Origin of the sequence: Mycobacterium sp. NPDC050041 (assembly GCF_049541695.1) — a bacterium.
Lineage (GTDB): Bacteria > Actinomycetota > Actinomycetes > Mycobacteriales > Mycobacteriaceae > Mycobacterium.
Genome location: NZ_JBMVDG010000005.1, coordinates 189,480 through 210,130 on the forward strand (window position 1 = coordinate 189,480; position 20,651 = coordinate 210,130).

A 20,651-nucleotide genomic window follows, 5' to 3' on the forward strand; every position below is an offset into this window, starting at 1 on the left:
CGAGGAGATTCCGATGCCCACGTTCCCCACGCCAGAACCGATCGTCGCCGACATCGAGGTGGTCGCCGGGTCGGTGCGCCTCACAGCCGGCGACCGCGACGACACCGTTGTCGACATCCGGCCCCGTGACCCGTCCCGTGCATCCGACATCAGGGCCGCCGAGAACGCGCGGGTGGACTTCGCCAACGGCCGGCTCAAGATCGCCGCCGGCCCCAAGATGTTGGCGCTCGGCGGCAGGGGAGCGGTCGACGTCGACATCGCGCTGCCGTCGCGCTCACGGCTCCAGGCGTCGACGGCGTCAGCCGACGTGTACGCCGACGGCCTGCTCGGCGACTGCCGCTTCTCGTCGGCGAGCGGCAGGGTCGCTCTGGACGTCGTTGAGGGAAATCTCAAGGCGGACACCGCTTCCGGCGATGTCGCCGTCAGGAGCGTGGCGGGCCCGGTGTCGATATCGACCGCCTCGGGCGACGCCGTGGTGGAGCTCCTGCACGGTGAGCTGAACTTCCAGGCGGCCAGCGGCGGGCTGACGGTCGGGGAACTGCACGGCAATGCGCGGGCACAGACCGCCTCGGGCCCGACGACCGTGACGACCGCCGTGACCGGCTCGCTGCGAGCACGCACCGGCAGCGGCGACGTCGAGATCGGCCTGCCGCACGGCACCGCTGCCCGGCTCGACGTCAGCACCGCGTCCGGCACGGTCCGCAACACCCTGCAGCCGTCGGACGGCCCCTCGGACGGAGACCGGACACTGGAGGTGCACGCGCGGACCGGATCCGGTGACATCCTGGTGCGCCGCTTCGACGGCGCGGTGCGCTGACCGCCCCGTGATCGGAGCCCACCGACACGGAGCCCCCCGCCACGTGGGGGAACGTGGCGGGGGACGGGATCAGTGCCGGGTGCGTCAGTTCATGGGCGGCATCAGCACCGTGTCGATCATGTAGACGGTGGCGTTGGCGGTCTGCACGCCGCCGCACACCACCGAGGCGTCGTTGACCTTGAGGTCGCTGCCCTGACCGGTCACGGTCACGTCGGCGCCCTGCACCGTCTTGTGCGTGCCGACCACCTGCGCGGGCTCGGCCCGGCCCGGGACGACGTGGTAGGTCAGGATGTTGGTGAGCAGCGGCCCGTCGGTCTTCAGCTTCTCGATGGTCGCCGGGTCGATCTTGGCGAACGCCGCATCAGTGGGGGCGAACACGGTGAATTCGCCGCCGTTGAGGGTGTCGACCAGATTCACCTGAGGATTGAGCTGGCCGGACACCGCCTGGGTCAGGGTCTTGAGCATGGGGTTGTTCGACGCGGCCGTCGCGACCGGCTCCTGGGCCATCCCCATCACCGAGCCGGGGCCGGTCGGCACCTGCTGCGCGTAGCCGGCGCAACCCGGCCCCACCAGGCCGGTGGCCGGCTGGGCGGTAGCGACCGCGGCGCCGCTCAGTGACAGACCGATTGCGGCCACCGCCGCACAACCTGCTCCGGCAACCTTCTTCGTGAGATTCATCGACTCGCGCTCCTTTTCGTCAGGGGCGACAGGTGTCGCCGTCCTCGTCACTTCGACTGCTATTCGGCACCGATCGGCTCACGGATGGGTAACGGCCTCAATAGATTTCGCGCAGTGAAAGGTCGAATCGGCGCGCGACGTCCCCCGGCCACGTCGAATGCCCGGGGGACGGTCGCTGCTGGAACGGCGCTCAGTTCGCCGGAGGCATCAGCACCGTGTCGATCATGTAGACGGTCGCGTTCGCGGTTTGCACCCCGCCGCACACCAGGCCCGCGTCGTTGACCTTCAGGCCCTCGCCCTCACCGGTCACCGTGACGTCGGCGCCCTGCACGGTCTTGTGTGTGCCGGCCACCTTGTCGGGAGCCGCGCCCGGACCCGGCACCACGTGGTAGGTCAGGATGCTGGTCAGCAGGTCCGAGTCGGTCTTGAGCTTGTCGATGGTCGCCGGGTCGATCTTGGCGAACGCGTCGTCGGTCGGTGCGAAGACGGTGAACTCGCCGCCGTTCAGCGTGTCGACCAGGTTCACGTTCGGGTTGAGCTGCCCGGACAGCGCCTGGGTCAGCGTCTTGAGCATCGGGTTGTTGGACGCCGCGACGGTCACCGGGTCGGCGGCCATGCCGGTCACCGAACCCGGGCCGGACGGCACCTGCTCGGCGTAGGTGGCGCAGCCCGTGCCGACCAGGTTCGCGGCCGGATCGGCCGCCGCGCTCGACGGGGCGGACGACGTGGCGCTCTCCGCGGCCGACGACGCCGCGCTGGTCGCCGAGGAACCGGTGCTCGACGCCTCTTCGCTCGAACACGCCGCGGCGCCGAACACGGCCAACGCGCTCAGGCCTGCTGCCGCAACGGCCTTGCGGTGGACGGTGTACCTCTTCGTTGAAACCACTGCCACTCCTCGGTACGCGGACGCGGCGGTGCCGCCGTCCTGGTGATCTGACACCGGGGATTCGGGGTGGTGTGCGTCACGGACGGGCCACGGAAGCCGCCGTCACAAACGCGTCACATTCAAGATCGGGGCGCGGTGTGCGCCGGGCGGCTCCCCGAAGGCGGCACAATAGTCCGGTGAGCTCATCCGGATCGCGGCAGCGGGTGCTGATCCTCGGCAGCACCGGGTCGATCGGCACCCAGGCGCTCGAGGTGATCGCCGCCAATCCGGACCGGTTCGAGGTGGTCGGGCTGGCCGCAGGCGGCAACAACCCCGATCTGCTGGCCCGCCAGCGGGCCGAGACCGGCGCCACCGGGCTCGCTGTCACCGATCCCGCGGCCGCCGAGCGCATCGATGACGTCACCCACAGCGGCCCGGACGCCGTGACCCGGCTGGTGCAGGACACCGAGGCCGATGTGGTGCTCAACGCCCTGGTCGGAGCGCTGGGGCTGGAGCCCACCCTGGCGGCTCTCGCCACCGGCGCGCGGCTCGCACTGGCCAATAAGGAGTCGCTGGTGGCCGGCGGTCCGCTGGTGCTGCGCGCGGCCGCGCCCGGTCAGATCGTGCCGGTCGACTCCGAGCACTCGGCGATGGCGCAGTGCCTGCGCGGCGGCACCGCCGACGAGGTCGCCCGGCTGGTACTCACCGCATCCGGCGGCCCGTTCCTCGGCTGGTCGGCCGACGACCTCGACTCGGTGAGCCCGGAACAGGCCGGCAAGCACCCCACCTGGTCCATGGGCCCGATGAACACCCTGAACTCGGCGACGCTGGTCAACAAGGGCCTCGAGCTGATCGAGACGCACCTGCTGTTCGGCATCCCGTACGACCGCATCGACGTCGTCGTGCACCCGCAGTCGATCGTGCACTCGATGGCCACCTTCACCGACGGGTCGACCCTGGCGCAGGCCAGCCCGCCCGACATGAAGCTGCCGATCGCGCTGGCGCTGGGCTGGCCGGACCGGGTGCCCGGGGCCGCCGCCGCATGCGACTTCTCCACCGCCACCACCTGGGAGTTCCTGCCGCTCGACGACGAGGTCTTCCCGGCGGTGCGGCTGGCCCGCGCGGCGGGCACCGCAGGCGGCTGCCTGACCGCGGTCTACAACGCGGCCAACGAGGAGGCCGCCGCGGCGTTCCTGGACGGCCGCATCTCCTTCCCGGCAATCGTCCGGACGGTCGGCGAGGTGCTGGCCGCCGGCGACGAGTGGGCCGCCGAACCAGCTACCGTGGAGGAGGTACTCGAGGCGCAGAGATGGGCCCGCGAGAAGGCCCGCTCCGTGCTCACCCAGGAGGTTCAGCCCGCCCGATGATGTTCGTTGTTGGTGTCGCGCTGTTCGCGCTCGCAATTCTGGTCTCGGTGGCCCTGCACGAATGCGGCCACATGTGGGTGGCGCGTGCCACCGGTATGAAGGTGCGTCGGTACTTCGTCGGCTTCGGGCCGACGCTGTGGTCCACCCGCAGGCCCAACAAGCTGGGGGAGACCGAGTACGGCGTCAAGGCCATCCCGCTCGGCGGCTTCTGCGACATCGCGGGCATGACCCCGGTCGACGAACTCGACCCCGCCGACCGCGCGTACGCCATGTACCGGCAGAAGGTGTGGAAGCGGGTGGCGGTGCTGTTCGCCGGCCCCGGCATGAACTTCGTCCTCGGCATGGTGATCATCTACGGCATCGCGCTGAGCTGGGGCCTGCCCGACCTCAACCCGCCCACCACCGCCGTCGTCGGGGAGACCGTGTGTGTCGCGCCGCAGGTCTCGAAGACCGAGATGGGCGAGTGCACCGGGCCGGGGCCCGCCGCGCTGGCCGGTATCCGGCCCGGCGACACCGTCGTCAAGGTCGGTGACACCCCGGTGGCGAACTTCAAGGAGATGGTGACCGCCGTCCGGACCCTCGACGGGCCGACGCCGTTCACGGTGGAGCGGGACGGCAGCGAATTCACCACCGTGGTGGACGTCACCCGCATCGAGCGCTTCACCACCGACGGCGACACCCCGTCGGAGGTCGGCGCCGTCGGCATAGGTGCGCCCGACCCGCTGCAATGGGCGCAGTACAACCCGCTGACAGCGGTGCCCGGCACCTTCGCGTTCACCGGCGACCTTGCCGTCCAGCTCGGAGAGTCGCTGGCCAAGATCCCCACCAAGATCGGCGCGCTGGTGGACTCGATCGGCGGTGGCGAGCGCGACCCCGAGACCCCGATCAGCGTGGTCGGCGCCAGCATCATCGGTGGTGACACCGTCGACGCCGGCGTGTGGGAGTTGTTCTGGCTCTTCCTGGCTCAGCTCAACTTCGTCCTCGGCGCGGTGAACCTGATCCCGCTGCTGCCCTTCGACGGCGGGCACATCGCGGTGGCGGTGTTCGAGAAGATCCGCAACATGATCCGGTCGGCGCGCGGCAAGGTGGCCGCGGCGCCGGTGAACTATCTCAAGCTGATGCCCGCTACTTACGTAGTCTTGGTGGTGCTGGTCGGCTACATGCTGCTGACCGTGACCGCCGACTTCGTCAACCCGATCAGGTTGCAGTAGCCGGCCCTGAACGTACGGAGATGCAGTGACCTCGATAGGCCTGGGCATGCCGGCACCGCCGGCGCCGGTGCTCGCGCCGCGCCGCAAGACGCGTCAGCTGATGGTGCGCGACGTCGGTGTCGGCAGCGACCACCCGATCGCCGTGCAGTCGATGTGCACGACGAAGACCCACGACATCAACGCGACGCTGCAGCAGATCGCCGAATTGACGGCGTCCGGCTGCGACATCGTGCGGGTGGCGTGCCCGCGGCAGGAGGACGCCGACGCGTTGCCCGCCATCGCCAAGAAGTCGCAGATCCCGGTGATCGCCGACATCCACTTCCAGCCCAAGTACATCTTCGCCGCGATCGACGCCGGCTGTGCCGCCGTGCGCGTCAACCCGGGCAACATCAAGGAGTTCGACGGCCGGGTCAAGGAGGTCGCCAAGGCGGCGGGCGCGGCGGGCATCCCGATCCGCATCGGCGTCAACGCCGGCTCGCTCGATCCGCGGTTGATGAAGAAGTACGGCAAGGCCACCCCCGAGGCGCTGGTCGAGTCGGCGCTGTGGGAGGCCTCGCTGTTCGAGGAGCACGGCTTCGGCGATATCAAGATCAGCGTCAAGCACAACGACCCGGTCATCATGGTCGCGGCCTACGAACAGCTCGCCGCGCAGTGCGACTACCCGCTGCACCTCGGTGTCACCGAGGCGGGGCCCGCGTTCCAGGGCACCATCAAGTCCGCCGTCGCGTTCGGCGCGCTGCTGAGCAAGGGCATCGGCGACACCATCCGCGTCTCGCTGTCCGCGCCCCCGGTCGAGGAGATCAAGGTCGGCAACCAGATCCTCGAGTCGCTGAATCTGCGGCCGCGCGGGCTGGAAATCGTGTCGTGCCCGTCCTGCGGGCGCGCCCAGGTCGACGTCTATACGCTGGCCAACGAGGTCAGCGCCGGCCTCGAGGGCATGGACATACCGCTTCGCGTCGCGGTGATGGGCTGCGTCGTCAACGGGCCGGGCGAGGCGCGCGAGGCGGACCTCGGCGTCGCGTCCGGAAACGGCAAGGGACAGATCTTCGTTCGCGGCGAGGTCATCAAGACCGTGCCCGAGGCGCAGATCGTCGAGACCCTGATCGAAGAGGCGATGCGCATCGCCGCCGAGATGGACTCCGGCGAGACAAGTGCCAGCGGTTCACCTGTTGTCACCGTAAGCTGAGGGCGGCCCTGTGGTCGGGGTCACGACCGCACGAACAGAAAGACGCGCGATGTCGGCACCGCCGCTGTTCCGCCATGTCGACGAGCGACGGGTGTCGGTGGTGCGGGACGCCGCCACGGTCCTCGAGGTGCTCGACCGTGATCCGATCGGGTCCTGCATGGTCGCCGCCCGGGTGGCCGACCACGGCGTCGACCCCGGTGCCATCGGTGGTGAGCTGTGGACCCGCAGGGGCGCCGCCGAGTCGCTCTGTTACGCCGGTCCGAACCTGATCCCGCTGCGCGGTGAGATCGACGACCTGAACGCGTTCGCCGACCAGGCGATGAGCACGGCGCGGCGCTGTTCGTCGCTGGTGGGCCGGGCCGGTCTGGTGCTGCCGATGTGGCGCCGCCTCGAGACGGCCTGGGGGCCTGCGCGTGACGTGCGCGAGCACCAGCCGCTGATGGCGTTGCACTCCGCGCCGCAGTGCTCGATCGACGCCGCGGTGCGGCCGGCCCGCATGGAGGAACTCGACGCGTATCTCGCCGCGGCCATCGACATGTTCATCGGCGAGGTCGGCGTCGACCCGCGGATGGGTGACAACGGCCGCGGTTACCGGCGCCGGGTGGCCGGTCTGATCGCCGCCGGCCGTGCGTGGGCGCGGTTCGAGCGCGGCGAGGTGGTGTTCAAGGCCGAGGTCGGATCGCAGTCACCGACCGTCGGCCAGATCCAGGGTGTGTGGGTGCATCCGGACTGGCGCGGCCGTGGGCTGGGTACCGCCGGCACCGCGGCACTGTCGGCGGCGGTGCTGCGCAGCGGGCGGATCGCCAGCCTGTACGTCAACAGCTTCAACACCGTCGCCCGGGCGACGTACGCGCGCATCGGATTTGAAGAGGTCGGCACCTTCGCGACGGTTCTGCTCGACTGATCGCCGCCCGGTTCCCCGGGAGCGGGCCGCAGCCCTTAGGCTGCCGTCATGACCGAACCCGACCCCAAGGTCGCCCGCCGCGAGATCGCCGACACCCTGGTACGGGCGCTCGACCACAGGCACGAGGTGCTCGACGCGATCGTCGACTCCGAAGACCACGACGCTGCGATCGAGGCGGTCGCATCGCTGCTGAAGACCTCGCCGGCCAGTGCTGAGGCAGTGCTGCGGCTGTCCTTCGACCGGCTCACCAAGGTGTCCCGGCGGCGCATCGCCGCCGAGTTGGAGGATCTCAACAACCAGCTGAGCTTCACGAGGGGCGAGTCCGCCTCTGCGTCACCGGACTCGCTGGCACTGCGGGCCTTCGATGCGACTGCCGACGGCGACATCTTCGCCGCCCGCACCGCCGACGTCGGTGCGGCGGGCGACGGTTCCGGGGGGCCCGCAGGCGATCTGGAGGATGAGATCTCCGCGGCCGTGGCGCGGGTCGCCGCCGAGGAGGCGGCGTGGCTGGTGGCGGTCGACGGCTCCGACAAGGTCGGCATGGTGTTCGGCGAGCTGGCCGGCGGCGAGGTCAACGTGCGGGTATGGATCCACCCGCAGTTCCGCAAACGCGGATACGGCACCGCGGCACTGCGCAAGTCCCGCTCGGAGATGGCTGCGTTCTTCCCGGCGGTGCCGCTGGTGGTGCGCACCCCGGCCGCCGGGTCCTGAGTCAGGCCGTCGCGGCCTTGGTCAGGGTGTACTGGCGGACGTCGACGTGGCGCCAACGGAACCGGTCGGCACAGCCGGTGAGATACCGGATGTAGGTCTGGTATGTGTCCTCCGAGGCGATGCGTACCGCGTCGTCATGGCGGGCGGTCAGTGTCTCCGCCCAGATGTCCAGCGTGCGGGCGTAATGCGGCTGCAACGACTGGACGTTGCGCACCGCGAAGCCGGCCGCCTCGGCGTAGGAGGGGATGCTCTGTGGTAGCGGCAGCTCACCGCCGGGGAAGATCTCCCGGCCGAGGAACGCCCAGAAGTCGACGTCTTCACGGGTGATCTTGCGGCCCATCCGAAAGATGTCGCGGCCCATGGTGACGATGGAGTGCAGCATCATCCGGCCGTCGCCGGGCAGGATGTCGTACGCCCGCTCGAAGAACATCGGGTAGCGGGCGTACTTGAAGTGTTCGAACGCGCCGATCGACACGATGCGATCCACCGGATCGTGGAACTCCTCCCATCCTTGCAACCGCACCTCGGCGTGTCTGCCCGAGTCGATATTCGGCCGGGAAGCCAGCAGCCCCTGCACATGCTGGTACTGGTTTTCGCTCAGCGTCAGCCCGATGACATTGACGTCGTAACGCTCCAACGCCCGCAGCATCGTGGCGCCCCATCCGCAACCGATGTCGAGCAGCGTCATCCCGCGCCGTAGGTCACATTTGCCCAGCGACAGGTCGATCTTCGCCAGCTGCGCCTGTTCCAGCGTGAGGTCCGGGGGCTCGAAGTACGCGCAGCTGTAGGTTTGCGTGGGATCCAGGAAGAGCCGGAAGAAGTCGTCGGACAGGTCGTAGTGGTGCTGTACGTCGCCGAAATTCGGGGACGGATCGGTGTCGGCCATCGTCGATCACGGTATGCCCCGCACCGCTTACCGACACCACCGGGCGCTTCGCCGGAATGCGGCAAATCGGCTCCGGCGGAGGGCCGGGGCGATTGTCACGGCCGGGTCTCGGTGCGCCTCCCGGACATGCGGTGCCAAAGTTCTTAACATCTGCCCCAATGGCAACTCAAACCTCAGCAGTATTACGGGTGTCCGCATTGGCCGCCCTGGTGATGGTTGCGGCGGCGGCGTCGCTGAGCGCCTGTACCCCCCGCCCCAACGGTCCCGAACCGACGGCCGAGGAGTTCTTCGCGGCGCTGGGCCGCGGGGACACCGGCGCTGCCGCCGAGCTGGCCGACCGGCCCGACGAGGCGCGCGCCGACCTGAACGAGGCGTGGGCCGGTCTGCAGGCCAGCACGCTGGACGCCCAGATCCTCAGTGCCCGCTACGCCGAGGACACCGGAAGCGTGACCTACCGCTACACCTGGCACCTGCCCAAGGACCGCACCTGGACCTACGACGGCCGGCTGAACATGGTCCGCGACGAGGGCCGGTGGCAGGTGCGGTGGAGCGCCACCGGGCTGCACCCCCGGCTCGGTGAGAACCAGACACTCGCGCTGCGCGCCGACGCCCCGCCGCGCGCCGCGGTCAACGAACGGGGCGGCAGCGATGTGCTGGTGCCCGGCCAGCTCTACAGCTATGCCCTCGACGCGGGAGCCGCAGGCGGGGCGCTGATGCCCGCCGCGCGCGCCGCGGCCGACGCGCTGCGGCAGTTCGACCCGACCATGGACGCCCAACGGCTGGCCGAGGTGGCCAGCTCGTCGCCGGGGCCGCTGAGCCTGATCACCCTGCGCCAGTCCGACCACGACCGGGTGGCGGGGGCGCTCGGCGCGGTGCCCGGCGTCGTCGTCACCCCGCAGGCCGCGATGCTGCCGACCGACGACAGCTTCGCCCCCGCGATCGTGGAGGAGGTGCGCAAGGCCGTCGTCGACGAACTCGACGGACAGGCCGGCTGGCGCGTGGTCAGCGTCAACCACAACGGCGTGGACGTCGACGTGCTCAACGAGGTGGCGGGCAATCCCTCGCCGTCGGTGACCATCAGCCTGGACCGGGCCGTGCAGAACGCCGCCCAGAACGCGGTCGACTTCACCGGCAAGAAGGCGATGATCGTGGCCATCAAGCCGTCCACCGGCGAGATCCTGGCCGTCGCACAGAACGCCGCCGCCGACGCCGACGGTCCGATCGCCACCATGGGCCTCTACCCGCCCGGCTCGACATTCAAGATCGTCACCGCGGGCGCGGCGATCGACCGGGCCATGGCGACCCCCAACACGCTGCTGGGCTGCCCCGGCAAGATGGACATCGGCCACCGCACCGTGCCCAACTACGGCGGGTTCGACCTGGGCACCGTGCCGATGTCACGGGCCTTCGCCAGTTCCTGCAACACCACCTTCGCCGAACTGGCCAGCCGGATGCCGCCGCGCGGGCTGACCACCGCGGCCGCCCAGTACGGGATCGGGCCGGACTACGAGATCGAGGGCATCACCACGGTGTCCGGGTCGGTGCCGCCGACGGTCAACCTGGCCGAACGCACGGAGGACGGTTTCGGCCAGGGCAAGGTGCTGGTCAGCCCGTTCGGGATGGCGATGGCCGCCGCCACCGTCGCGGCCGGACGCACGCCGGTGCCCCGGCTCATCGAGGGCCGCGAGACCGTCATCAACGGCGAACGCACGCCCATCTCGCCGGCGATGGTCGACGGCCTTCGCCCGATGATGCGGCTGGTGGTGACCAACGGCACCGCCGACGACCTGCAGGGCGTCGGCGACGTCCGCGGCAAGACCGGTGAGGCCGAGTTCGCCGGCGGCTCGCACTCGTGGTTCGCCGGCTACCGCGGTGACATGGCGTTCGCCGCGCTGATCGTCGGCGGCGGCAGCTCGGAGTACGCGGTGCGGATGCTGCGCGGCATGCTCGACGGTCTGCCGCCGGACTATCTGGCCTGACGTCCCGGCGGCGGTAAATTGGGACGGGTCATGACCAGTCCCAACGGTGAACCCATCGCACTGCGCATCTCGGACGCCGACCGCAACGGCACCCTGCGCCGGCTGCACAACGCCGTCGCGATGGGCCTGATCGACATCGGCGAGTTCGAGGAACGTTCGGCGCGGGTGTCGCAGGCCCGGCTGCGGCCCGACCTGGACACGCTCGTCGACGACCTGCCCGGGCCCGGCGCCATCGTCACCTCGGCCACCGACCGGGTCGAACTGCGTGGCGTGTTCGGATCCCTGAAACGGCAGGGCGAGTGGATCGTCCCGACCCGGTTGGCGCTGCACCGCCGGATGGGCTCGATCAACCTCGACCTGACCCGGGCCCGGTTCGCCGGCCCGATGGTGGTCATCGAACTCGACCTGCGCGCCGGCGGGCTCGAACTGCGCCTGCCCGACGGCGCCAGCGCCTCGATCGACGACGTCGAGGTGATCGTCGGCAGCGCCACCGACCACCGCCGGGACGCCCCCGCCGAGGGCAGGCCGCACGTCGTGCTGACCGGCAAGGTGGTGTTCGGCTCGGTGGACATCCGCGGCCCGCGCACCGGGTGGCGGTGGCGGCGCGGCGAGCGCTGACCTATCTGCGGTCGAGCACCGCGAAGCTCAGCGTGGCCCGCGCGGCCAGCCGGTCACGGCCGACGTCGGTGACATCGACGGCGGTGACGATCATCCGCCTGCCCGCCCGCACGATTGTCGCCTCGGCGCGCGCCGGGCCTGCCACGACGGGCGCGAGGAAGTGCACGGTCATGTCCGCGGTGGTGACGTCCTGATCGGCGGAGACCTGCCTGCCGGCAAGGCGCCCCGCGGCGATGTCGATCAGCGTCGCCACCAGCCCGCCCTGTAGCGCGCCGCGGACGTTGGTCAGGCGGGCCGGTTGTCCATCTCCAGGATGAGCAACTCGTCGGCCACCACGACGTCGCGCAGCCCCAGCTGTCCGAGCAGGTGGTCGGGCGTGGTCACCATCGGCCGCGTCGTGAGGTTCGACTCGTCGAGCATGGCTGACAAGATAGCAGCACTCTCCAAAATAGAGATCGACGTTCTCCTGGTTATCCTGGGTGTCATGCCTGTTCGCACCGCGCTTCGACCCGGTGAGCTGTCTCCGACGCTGCCGGTGCCCAAATCGATCGCCCGCCCCGAGTACGCCTGGCGGCCGACGGTGAACGAGGGCAGCGAGCCCTGGGTGCAGACCCCCGAGGTGATCGAGAAGATGCGCGTCGCCGGGCGGATCGCGGCGGGCGCGCTGGCCGAAGCGGGCAAGGCCGTCGCACCCGGCGTCACCACCGACGAACTCGACCGGATCGCCCACGACTACATGGTCGACCACGGCGCCTACCCGTCCACTCTGGGCTACAAGGGATTTCCGAAGTCCTGCTGCACCTCGCTCAACGAGATCATCTGCCACGGCATCCCGGATTCGACCGTCGTACAGGACGGTGACATCGTCAACATCGACGTCACCGCCTACATCGACGGCGTGCACGGCGACACCAATGCGACATTCCTGGCCGGCGACGTCGCCGAGGAGCACCGCCTGCTCGTCGAGCGCACCCACGAGGCGACGATGCGGGCCATCAAGGCGGTCAAGCCGGGCCGTCAACTCTCGGTCGTCGGCCGGGTGATCGAGTCGTACGCGAACCGGTTCGGCTACAACGTGGTTCGCGACTTCACCGGCCATGGCATCGGCACCACCTTCCACAACGGTCTGGTGGTGCTGCACTACGACCAGCCGTCGGTGGACACCGTGCTCGAGCCCGGGATGACGTTCACCATCGAGCCGATGATCAACCTCGGCGGCCTGGACTACGAGATCTGGGACGACGGCTGGACCGTCGCCACCCGGGACAAGAAGTGGACCGCGCAGTTCGAACACACCCTGGTGGTCACCGACGGCGGCGCCGAGATCCTCACCCAGCTGTGAGCACCGCACTGAGCGCACGTTCGGCGTGCTGAAGGGTGCGTTGCTGGTCGCCGGCACCACCAGCGACGCGGGCAAGTCGATGGTCGTCGCCGGGCTGTGCCGGCTATTGGCCCGCCAAGGCGTGCGGGTGGCGCCGTTCAAGGCGCAGAACATGTCCAACAACTCGGCGGTCACCGTCGAGGGCGGCGAGATCGGCCGGGCGCAGGCGGTACAGGCCCGCGCCGCAGGACTGGCGCCCAGCATCCGGTTCAACCCCGTACTCCTCAAGCCCGGCAGCGACCGCACGTCGCAACTGGTGGTGCGCGGACGGGTCGCCGGGTCGGTGGCCGCCGCGGACTACATCGCCCACCGCGACCGGCTCGCCGCGCTGATCGCCGACGAACTCGCTTCGCTGCGCGACGAATTCGACGTCGTGCTGTGCGAGGGCGCCGGCTCCCCGGCCGAGATCAACCTGCGCGCCACCGACCTGTCCAACATGGGGCTGGCCCGCGCCGGCCGGTTGCCGGTCGTCGTGGTCGGCGACATCGATCGGGGCGGGGTGCTGGCCCACTTCCACGGCACGGTCGCGGTGCTCGACCCGCAGGATCAGGCGCTGATCGCCGGCTTCGTGGTCAACAAGTTCCGCGGCGACCCGGCACTGCTGGCGCCCGGGCTGGACCGGCTGACCGAGCTGACCGGTAGGCCCACCTACGGCGTGCTGCCCTACAGCGACGAGATCTGGCTGGACACCGAGGATTCGGTGTCGGTGCTGACCGGCCGGGTGGTCGGGCGGCCGATGCCGCCGCGCGGCGCCCAGCCGCTGACCGTCGCCGCGGTCCGGCTGCCGCGCATCTCGAACTCCACCGATGTCGAGGCGCTGGCCTGCGAGCCCGGGGTGCTGGTGCGCTGGGTCAGCGAGCCCGCCGACCTGGCCGACGCAGACGTCGTGGTGCTGCCCGGCAGCAAGGCGACGGTCGCCGACCTGACGTGGCTGCGCGAGCGGGGCCTGGCGGAGGCGATCGGCGGATATGCCCACGCGGGCAGGCCGGTGCTCGGGATCTGCGGCGGCTTCCAGATGCTGTGCCGCCACATCGACGACTCGGTGGAGTCGCGGGCGGGACGGGTCGACGGCCTGGCGTTGCTCGACGCCGACATCGCGTTCGCCGCCGGCAAGACGCTGCGCCACCACGACGCCCCGCTGCGGGGTTACGAGATCCACCACGGCCAGGTGGCCGACAGCTCCGCCGACGAGTGGACCGACGCCGGCACCGGCGCCGCGGTCGGGCTGCGCCGCGACGGTGTCTACGGCACCCACTGGCACGGACTGCTCGACAACGACGCCTTCCGCAGGCGCTGGCTCAGCGAGGTGGCCGCGGCGGCGGGCCGGCCGGGCTTCGTCGTCGCCGACGACACCGACGTATCCGCGCGGCGCGACGCCCAACTCGACGTGATGGCCGACCTGCTGGCCGGGCACCTCGACGTGGACGCCGTCTGCGACCTCGTCGCGCACGGCCCACCGCCACGCCCCACGCTCGTCACCACGCGCGCCTGAGCTCGCCTACCCTGGCCTCATGGTCGGCCGGTGGGGGGCGCTGCTCGCGGCGGCGTGCGCGCTCACCGGATGCGGCACGACCGTCACCGGGACACCCACCTGGCCGGGGGCCCGGCTGGAGCGAGCGCTGCTGACCGCCGCGGACTTCCCGGCCGGCGTGCAGTACGACCGGATCGTCGACGGGACCGGCGAACCCGGTGCCCGAAGCGGTCCGCCGTCGATGCTGTCCGAGCCGCCCGGTTGCTCGGACGGGCTCACCAGGGTGATCGCCGGATCGGGTGAGCGCGGCCCCGGGAGTGCGGCCGAGTACGTGGTCGCCTGGGACGGCGTGCGAATCGTGATGACCGTTCTGACGTGGCCGCTGGACGTCGAGCAGCTCGCCGCGACCGCCGACCGGTGCGCGAAATTCGAGACGTTCTTCGACCCGGCCACCCCGGGCATCCCGATGACCACCACACGACTGCCTGCACCTCGCCCCGAAGCGCTGGTGTACCAACAGACGATGACGCTCGCCGGCGTCGACAACAGTGTCTATTTCAGCTTCGAGAACGTCGGCACGATGGCCGTCTTCGGCATCGCGTTCCCGACGGAGAATCCGGACATCGCCGTCAAAGGCACGCTGCCGCAGACGTTTCTGGATACCGCGGACCGACAGGCGCAACGCGCTGGGGCACAGTGAGAGTCGGGTCAAGAACGTAATTCCGCCCGGGCGACCCGGCTTCTCCCTGTAGCGTGGCCGAATGCTCTCATCCATGGTCACCGTCGACGGATTCTCCGTCCCGGTGGACGTGGCGGGCCCGGAGAAGGGCTCGACCGTGGTGGTCCTCGGCGCGGCCAATCATTCCCCCGCGAGCTATGACGCGGTCTGCGCGCGCTTGCACACCGCGTCGCTGCGCACGGTCATCATCGGTCCCGATCCGCGGCTGACCCCCAAGGCGGTGGTGGGCATCCTCGACGCACTCGACGTGCGCTGGGCGTTGCTGGTGGGGGACAAGGTGGGTGGCGAGCTGGCGTGGGAGCTGGCGGCCACCAGGCTCGACCGGTTCATCGGGCTGGTCGTCATCGACCGGGGGCATCCCCGGGTCGCCGACCTGTCCGGAGTGGTCCGCGACGAGGACTGCCCGCCGGTCGAGATGAACACCACGGCGCTGGTGAGCACCCCCGCCTCGCGAGCCGTGGCCAAGGCCAGCCAGCGCTACGTGTACGGCGAGTTCCGGCTGGTCGAGCTGCTCGGCCGGCGCAATGCGCATGACGCCACGGCGCAGGTCGCCGCCGAGATCGTGCTGCGCACCAGCACCTGGTGACCGGCTAGGAAGTTGTCTCGTCCGGAGTCCAGGCCTGCGGCAGGCCCGGCTGGTTCGGGAACAGGAAATCGATGAAAGCCGCTGCGGTGGGCTGAGGTTCGTGATTCGCCAGCCCCGGCCGCTCGTTGGCCTCGATGAACACGTACTCGATGTCGGTGACGTCGGGCACCAGGAGGTCGATGCCGGTCACCGGGATGCCGAGTGCTTCTGCGGCGGTGACCGCCACCCGGCACAACTCGGGGTTGACCTCGGCGGTGACGTCGTGGATGGTGCCGCCCTGATGGAGGTTGGCGGTGCGGCGCACCCGCAGCCGCTCGCCCTCGGGCAGTACGTCGTCGAAGGTCCAGCCGGCCTCGCGGACGGTGGATTCGGTGACCTCGTCGATCGGAATGCGCGACTCGCCCCCGGTCGCGGCGGCCCGCCGCCTGCTCTGCGTCTCGATCAGTTCGCCGATGGTGTGCTTGCCCGTGCCGACGACTTCCGCGGGCTTACGCAGCGCGGCGGCGACCACCCTTCCGTCGATCACGACCAGGCGCAGGTCGTCGCCGGTGGCGCGCTGTTCGATCAGCACCTCGGGGTGCTGCTCGCGCGCCCGCACCAGGGCGGCGTCGAGTTCCTCGGGGCCGTCGACACCGACGGTGATGCCCTTGCCCTGCTCGCCGCGGGTGGGCTTGACCACGACGTCGCCGACCTCGGTGAGGAACGCGTGGTCCTCGGCGTCGAAGGTGGCGAGCCGGCCCTTGGGCACCTTGATGCCCGCCTCGGACACGATGCGCCGGGTCTGGCGCTTGTCGTCGCACCGGCTCATCGCCACCGCGGAGGTGAACTCCGAGAGCGACTCACGGGTGATCACGCTGCGGCCGCCGTGCGAGAGCCGCATCTCACCGGCGCCGGCGTCGAGCACCTCCACCCAGATGCCGCGACGCATCGCCTCGTCGGCGATGATCCGCGCGTAGGGGTTGAGGTCGTCGACCGTCTCCGGGGGGTGGGTGAACAGCGGTTCGTTGATCGCGTTCTTGCGCTTCACCGCCAGCACTGGCACCCGCTGGAAGCCCAGCTTCTCGTACAGGGCGATCGCCGCGGCGTTGTCATGGGCGACCGACAGGTCCATGTAGGCGCGGCCGCGGTCCCGGTAGGTCGCCGCCAGCACCCGGGTGAGCGCCGCCCCAACGCCGGGCAGGCTGGTGGTGGGGTCGACCGCCAGCGTCCACAGGCTCGACCCGTCCTCGGGGTCGTCGAAGAGCAGTTCGTGGTCGACGCCGGTGACGGTGCCGATCACCGTTCCGTCATCGTCGCGGACCGCCACCAGGTAGTCGACCGCGTCCACGTCGCGGTGGTTGGCCCAGATGACGTCGACGGGTGCGGGCACCATGCCGCAGCGCACGTACACCCGGTTCATCGCGTCGGCCTCGGCGGCGTCGGCGAGCGGTCGCACCGTGAACCCGAGGGGATCGGCGTCGGGCACCTCGCGCTCGGCGAAGCGCAACCGGTAGGTGTGACTCGGGTCGATGAACAGTTCCGAGGGCGACCGCGCGACGAGGACGTGTGACTCCCTGGCGTAGATGCAGATGTCGCGACGCCCCGGCCCCTCCTGCTGCAGGGCCTGCGCCAGCCGTTCCGGGTCGGCGAAGGTCTGTCCGAAGATCAAACGGCCCCAACCGAGTTCGAGAACGACGTCGTCGGCCATCGCGTCGACGAGGTGCTGCGGCGACGCGTCGTGCAGACCCATGGTGATGGCCTCGGTGTGATCACCGGCGGACACCACATGTGGATCTGTGTCGGTCACGCCGCGGCCCCGTTGATGCCGTGCCGTTGCAGCCACAGTTCGAGCAGCCCGATCTGCCACAGCTCGTTGCCGCGCAGCGGTGTCAGCCTGCCGTTGGGGTCGGCCAGCAGCCGTTCGACGGCCTCCGGGCGGAACAGGCCGCGCTCCTTGGCCTCCGGCGCGTACAGCGCGTCGCGCACCAGGTCGAGGTAGGGGCCCTCGAGGTGGGTCAGCGCCGGCACCGGGAAGTAGCCCTTGGGCCGGTCGATCACGTCGGCCGGGATGACCTTGCGGGCCGCCTGCTTGAGCACACCCTTGCCGCCGTGGGCGATCTTGTACTCCGGCGGACAGGTGGCCGCCAGCTCGACGAGCTCGTGGTCCAGGAACGGCACGCGGCCCTCCAGACCCCACGCCATGGTCATGTTGTCCACCCGCTTGACCGGGTCGTCGACCAGCATGACGGTGGTGTCCAGGCGCAGCGCCCGGTCGACGCCGGACTCGGCGCCCGGCATACCGAAGTGCTCGGCGACGAACCGCAGGCTCGGGTCGCCGTCGGCGAAGAAGCCGGGGGTGACCAGGCCGCCGACGCCGGCGGTGTCGCGGTCGAAGAAGGCGCCGCGGTAGGTCTGCACCGCACCGTCGAGGCCGCTCGCGGCGGGCTCACCCATCGGCGGGTACCAGTGGTAACCGGCGAACACCTCGTCGGCGCCCTGGCCGGACTGCACCACCTTGACGTGCTTGGCCACTTCCTGGCTGAGCAGGTAGAACGCCACGCAGTCGTGGCTGACCATCGGCTCGCTCATGGCGCCGATCGCACCGTCGAGCGCAGGCAGCATGCGCTCGGTGCCGATCCGGATCTGATGGTGGTCGGTGGCGAACCGTTCGGCGACGATGTCGGAGTACTTGAACTCGTCGCCGGCCACGCCGCCCACCGACTCGAAGCCGATCGAGAACGTCTGCAACCCGTGCTGGCCGGCCTCGGCGAGCAGCCCGACGATCAGGCTGGAGTCCACACCGCCGGACAGCAGGCAGCCGACCGGCACGTCGGCCACCAGCCTGCGCTCGACGGCCAGCCGCAGCGACGCGAGGACGGCGTCCTCCCAGTCCTGCTCCGACCAGTCCGCGCGGTCGTCCTGGCGGCTGAAATCGGGGGACCAGTACGTGGTGGTGGTCCGGCGGCCGTCGGGCTCGATCGCGATCAGCGACGCGGGCGGCACCTTCTTGACGCCCCGCAGGATGGTCAGCGGCGGCGGCACCACCGAGTGGAACGTGAGGTAGTGGTGCAGCGCGACCGGGTCGATGTGGGTGTCGACGCCGCCGCCGGCCAGAAGGGCGGGCAGCGACGAGGCGAACCGGATGCGGTGTGCGTCCTCGGTGATGTACAGCGGTTTGATGCCCAGCCGGTCACGGCCCAGCAGCACCCGGCCGGACTCGCGCTCGACGATCGCGAACGCGAACATGCCCTTGAGGTGGTCGACGAACCGGTCACCCCAGCGGTGGTAGGCCTTCAGCATCACCTCGGTGTCGCTGGTGGAGAAGAACCGGTAGCCGTGGTCGGACAACTCGCGGCGCAGTTCGGGGTAGTTGTAGATGCAGCCGTTCCAGGCGATCGCCAGACCGAGGTCGGAGTCGACCATGGGCTGTCCGCCGGCCTCGGTGAGGTCGATGATCTTCAGGCGACGGTGACCCAATGCGACCCTGCCCGCTGACCAGGCGCCCGCGCCGTCCGGGCCGCGCGGCGACATCGCCTCGGCCATCTTCGACACGGCGGCCAAGTCAGGGGTTCGGCCGTCGAGGCGTACCTCGCCGGTGGCTCCACACACGCAGGTGACATTACCCGCAGGGCGGAAAAATTAACGGGTGAGCGACCTGGCGTGACCCAGATCGCATCAGTCGGTGTGGCCCTTGAGGATCTCGTCCTCGATGGTCCCGCCCAGGCCCTCGGCCTCCGGGTCGAAGCCGTGCAGGCCACCGGTGACGGCGTACTCCTCCTCGGGGGAGAGCACCAGGCGGTGCCGGCCGTAGAGGCCGAACACCAGCAGGCCGATGACGTAGAAGACGACGATCGCGATCACCGCAGGCCGGTAGGTCGGGTTGACCAGCACGCCGACGAACGTGACCGCGGCGATCACCAGTGCGACGATCGCGCCTGCCCGGCCCGTCGGGCTCACCCATGGCCGCCGCGCGTTGGGGAACTTGCGCCGCAGCAGCAGGAACGACACCATCTGCAGGCCGTAGGCCAGCACCGCGCCCCACACCGCGATGTTGAGCACGACGTCGCCTGCGCCCTCGTTCAGGTTCACCACGACCAGGGCGATGTAGCCGATGACCGCGCCCGCCAGCAATGCGACGTACGGCGTCTGGCGGGACCCGGTGAGCGACAACGTCTTCGGGTAGTAGCCGGCCCGGCTCAGCGAGTACATGTTCCGGCCGTAGGCGTACATGATGCCCTGCAGGCTGGCCAGCAGGCCGATCAGCGCGAATGCCGACAACACCGCGGCCAGGTTGGCGGGCAGGAACGCCCGGAAGCCGTCGAGCAGCGGTTCGTCGGATGCGCCGAGCGCCGATGAGCCGGTGACGGCGGGGTTGAGGAAGAACACGATGGCCCCGCAGCCGACCAGGGTGATCATGCCCCAGATCCCGGCCTTGGGGATGTCACGCGCGGGGTCGTGGGCCTCCTCGGCGGCCAGCGGCAGCTCCTCGATGCCGAGGAAGAACCACATCGCGAACGGCAGCGCGTAGAGGACGGCGATCCAGCCCATCGGCAGGAAGGTGCTGGCGCCTGCGGCGTCGGTGGGCGCGATGTCGAACAGCTTGCCGAAGTCCACGGCGCCGTTGACCACCGCGAGGACGCCGAACAGCACCAGGATGCCGATCGAGATGACGGCGACCACCAGGGCGAACTTGAACGACAGTGCGGCGCCCCAGGAGTTCAGCGCGATGAAGATCGCGTAGAGGATGATCCACCACACCCAGGCGGGCATGGACAGCCCGAACAGGTCGTCGGTCACCGCGTTGGCGTAGCTGGCGGAGAAGAACACCACCACAGCGGTGGTGAACACGTACTCGATCGTCTCGGCGAAACCGGTGACGAAGCCGCCCCACGGCCCCATCGCCGCGCGGGCGAACGAGTAGGCGCCGCCGGTGTGCGGCATGGCCGCCGACATCTCACCGATGGAGAACAGCATCCCGAAGTACATGACGATGATGACGACCGAAGCGATCGCCAGGCCGCCCCAGCCGGCCTCGCCGATGCCGTAGTTCCAGCCGGAGAAGTCGCCGGAGATCACCGCCGCGATGCCGATGCCCCAGATCCCCCAGAAGCCTGCGGTCCGCTTGAGTTGCCGCTTCTCGAAGTACCCCTCGCCGGCCTGGCTGTAGGTGACCCCGGAGGACTTCATGGTGTCCTCGGACCTCTTCGGTTCGGCCATGCGCATGCGCTCCTTCGTCGGCGGGACGGCGTTCGCCGCTCGAAAGAATAGGTGTG

General features: G+C 70.1%; 18 protein-coding genes and 1 pseudogene. 12 read left to right on the forward strand and 7 right to left on the reverse strand.

Annotated elements, in window-relative coordinates:
- Positions 1-13 precede the first annotated feature (13 nt).
- Entirely contained in the window at positions 14-817 is an 804-nt protein-coding gene (locus tag ACPCHZ_RS17605; protein ID WP_423485900.1) for a DUF4097 family beta strand repeat-containing protein, read from the forward strand.
- An 84-nt stretch (positions 818-901) separates the two neighbouring features.
- Here ACPCHZ_RS17605 and ACPCHZ_RS17610 read toward each other — a convergent pair whose 3' ends face one another.
- Together ACPCHZ_RS17610 and ACPCHZ_RS17615 are read right to left on the reverse strand one after the other, a co-directional pair.
- Positions 902-1,495 carry a fasciclin domain-containing protein gene (locus tag ACPCHZ_RS17610; RefSeq protein ID WP_423485901.1) on the reverse strand — a complete coding sequence of 198 codons (594 nt, stop codon included), beginning with the start codon at positions 1,493-1,495 and terminating at the stop codon, positions 902-904.
- A gap of 190 nt (positions 1,496-1,685) precedes the next feature.
- The gene (locus tag ACPCHZ_RS17615; RefSeq protein WP_423485902.1) at positions 1,686-2,381 is read right to left on the reverse strand and encodes a fasciclin domain-containing protein; all 696 of its coding nucleotides are present in this window, start codon (positions 2,379-2,381) and stop codon (positions 1,686-1,688) included.
- Between the two features lie 176 nt (positions 2,382-2,557).
- On the opposite strand from ACPCHZ_RS17615, the gene dxr reads away from it, so the two are divergent.
- Genes dxr through ACPCHZ_RS17640 form a run of 5 tightly spaced genes read left to right on the forward strand, consistent with a single transcriptional unit; the run spans position 2,558 to position 7,739 of the window.
- Positions 2,558-3,727 carry a 1-deoxy-D-xylulose-5-phosphate reductoisomerase gene (gene dxr, locus ACPCHZ_RS17620; RefSeq protein ID WP_423485903.1) on the forward strand — a complete coding sequence of 390 codons (1,170 nt, stop codon included), beginning with the start codon at positions 2,558-2,560 and terminating at the stop codon, positions 3,725-3,727.
- Positions 3,724-4,938, forward strand: coding sequence for a M50 family metallopeptidase (locus ACPCHZ_RS17625; RefSeq protein ID WP_423485904.1), 1,215 nt, complete (start codon positions 3,724-3,726; stop codon positions 4,936-4,938). The genes dxr and ACPCHZ_RS17625 overlap by 4 nt, the downstream gene beginning before the upstream one ends.
- 46 nt (positions 4,939-4,984) lie before the next feature.
- Positions 4,985-6,124: a flavodoxin-dependent (E)-4-hydroxy-3-methylbut-2-enyl-diphosphate synthase gene (gene ispG, locus ACPCHZ_RS17630; RefSeq protein WP_423486094.1), complete on the forward strand. Its 1,140-nt coding sequence runs from the start codon at positions 4,985-4,987 to the stop codon at positions 6,122-6,124.
- Between the two features lie 49 nt (positions 6,125-6,173).
- Positions 6,174-7,028, forward strand: coding sequence for a GNAT family N-acetyltransferase (locus ACPCHZ_RS17635; RefSeq protein ID WP_423485905.1), 855 nt, complete (start codon positions 6,174-6,176; stop codon positions 7,026-7,028).
- A gap of 48 nt (positions 7,029-7,076) precedes the next feature.
- Positions 7,077-7,739: a GNAT family N-acetyltransferase gene (locus tag ACPCHZ_RS17640; protein ID WP_423485906.1), complete on the forward strand. Its 663-nt coding sequence runs from the start codon at positions 7,077-7,079 to the stop codon at positions 7,737-7,739.
- A gap of 1 nt (position 7,740) precedes the next feature.
- Here ACPCHZ_RS17640 and ACPCHZ_RS17645 read toward each other — a convergent pair whose 3' ends face one another.
- Positions 7,741-8,625 (reverse strand): cyclopropane mycolic acid synthase family methyltransferase, encoded by an 885-nt coding sequence (locus tag ACPCHZ_RS17645; RefSeq protein WP_423485907.1) that lies wholly within the window; start codon positions 8,623-8,625, stop codon positions 7,741-7,743.
- 158 nt (positions 8,626-8,783) lie between these two features.
- Here ACPCHZ_RS17645 and ACPCHZ_RS17650 point away from each other — a divergent pair, with 158 nt between their 5' ends.
- The gene (locus tag ACPCHZ_RS17650) at positions 8,784-10,604 is read left to right on the forward strand and encodes a penicillin-binding transpeptidase domain-containing protein (RefSeq protein ID WP_423485908.1); all 1,821 of its coding nucleotides are present in this window, start codon (positions 8,784-8,786) and stop codon (positions 10,602-10,604) included.
- Positions 10,605-10,634: 30 nt separating this feature from the next.
- Positions 10,635-11,222, forward strand: coding sequence for a DUF1707 SHOCT-like domain-containing protein (locus tag ACPCHZ_RS17655; protein WP_423485909.1), 588 nt, complete (start codon positions 10,635-10,637; stop codon positions 11,220-11,222).
- A 1-nt stretch (position 11,223) separates the two neighbouring features.
- On the opposite strand, the pseudogene ACPCHZ_RS17660 reads toward ACPCHZ_RS17655, so the two are convergent.
- Positions 11,224-11,609, reverse strand: a pseudogene (locus tag ACPCHZ_RS17660) (PaaI family thioesterase).
- A 97-nt stretch (positions 11,610-11,706) separates the two neighbouring features.
- On the opposite strand from ACPCHZ_RS17660, the gene map reads away from it, so the two are divergent.
- The 4 genes from map (at position 11,707) to ACPCHZ_RS17680 (ending at position 15,399) form a co-directional block, all read left to right on the forward strand.
- Positions 11,707-12,564, forward strand: a complete 858-nt coding sequence (map, locus tag ACPCHZ_RS17665) for a type I methionyl aminopeptidase (protein ID WP_423485910.1) — start codon at positions 11,707-11,709, stop codon at positions 12,562-12,564.
- Positions 12,565-12,589: 25 nt separating this feature from the next.
- Positions 12,590-14,095, forward strand: a complete 1,506-nt coding sequence (locus tag ACPCHZ_RS17670) for a cobyric acid synthase (protein ID WP_423485911.1) — start codon at positions 12,590-12,592, stop codon at positions 14,093-14,095.
- A 19-nt stretch (positions 14,096-14,114) separates the two neighbouring features.
- Entirely contained in the window at positions 14,115-14,774 is a 660-nt protein-coding gene (locus tag ACPCHZ_RS17675; RefSeq protein ID WP_423485912.1) for a hypothetical protein, read from the forward strand.
- A 61-nt stretch (positions 14,775-14,835) separates the two neighbouring features.
- Complete coding sequence (locus ACPCHZ_RS17680) at positions 14,836-15,399, forward strand: alpha/beta fold hydrolase (protein WP_423485913.1); 564 nt, start codon at positions 14,836-14,838, stop codon at positions 15,397-15,399.
- 4 nt (positions 15,400-15,403) lie between these two features.
- On the opposite strand, the gene ngg is transcribed toward ACPCHZ_RS17680, so the two are convergent.
- The 3 genes from ngg to ACPCHZ_RS17695 form a co-directional block, all read right to left on the reverse strand.
- A complete protein-coding gene (gene ngg, locus ACPCHZ_RS17685) occupies positions 15,404-17,128 on the reverse strand; it encodes an N-acetylglutaminylglutamine synthetase (RefSeq protein WP_423486095.1) in 1,725 nt (574 codons plus the stop codon).
- A 53-nt stretch (positions 17,129-17,181) separates the two neighbouring features.
- Entirely contained in the window at positions 17,182-18,987 is a 1,806-nt protein-coding gene (locus tag ACPCHZ_RS17690; protein WP_423485914.1) for an N-acetylglutaminylglutamine amidotransferase, read from the reverse strand.
- A gap of 66 nt (positions 18,988-19,053) precedes the next feature.
- On the reverse strand, positions 19,054-20,595 hold the full coding sequence (locus ACPCHZ_RS17695) for an amino acid permease (protein WP_423485915.1): 1,542 nt from the start codon (positions 20,593-20,595) through the stop codon (positions 19,054-19,056).
- Positions 20,596-20,651 lie beyond the last annotated feature (56 nt).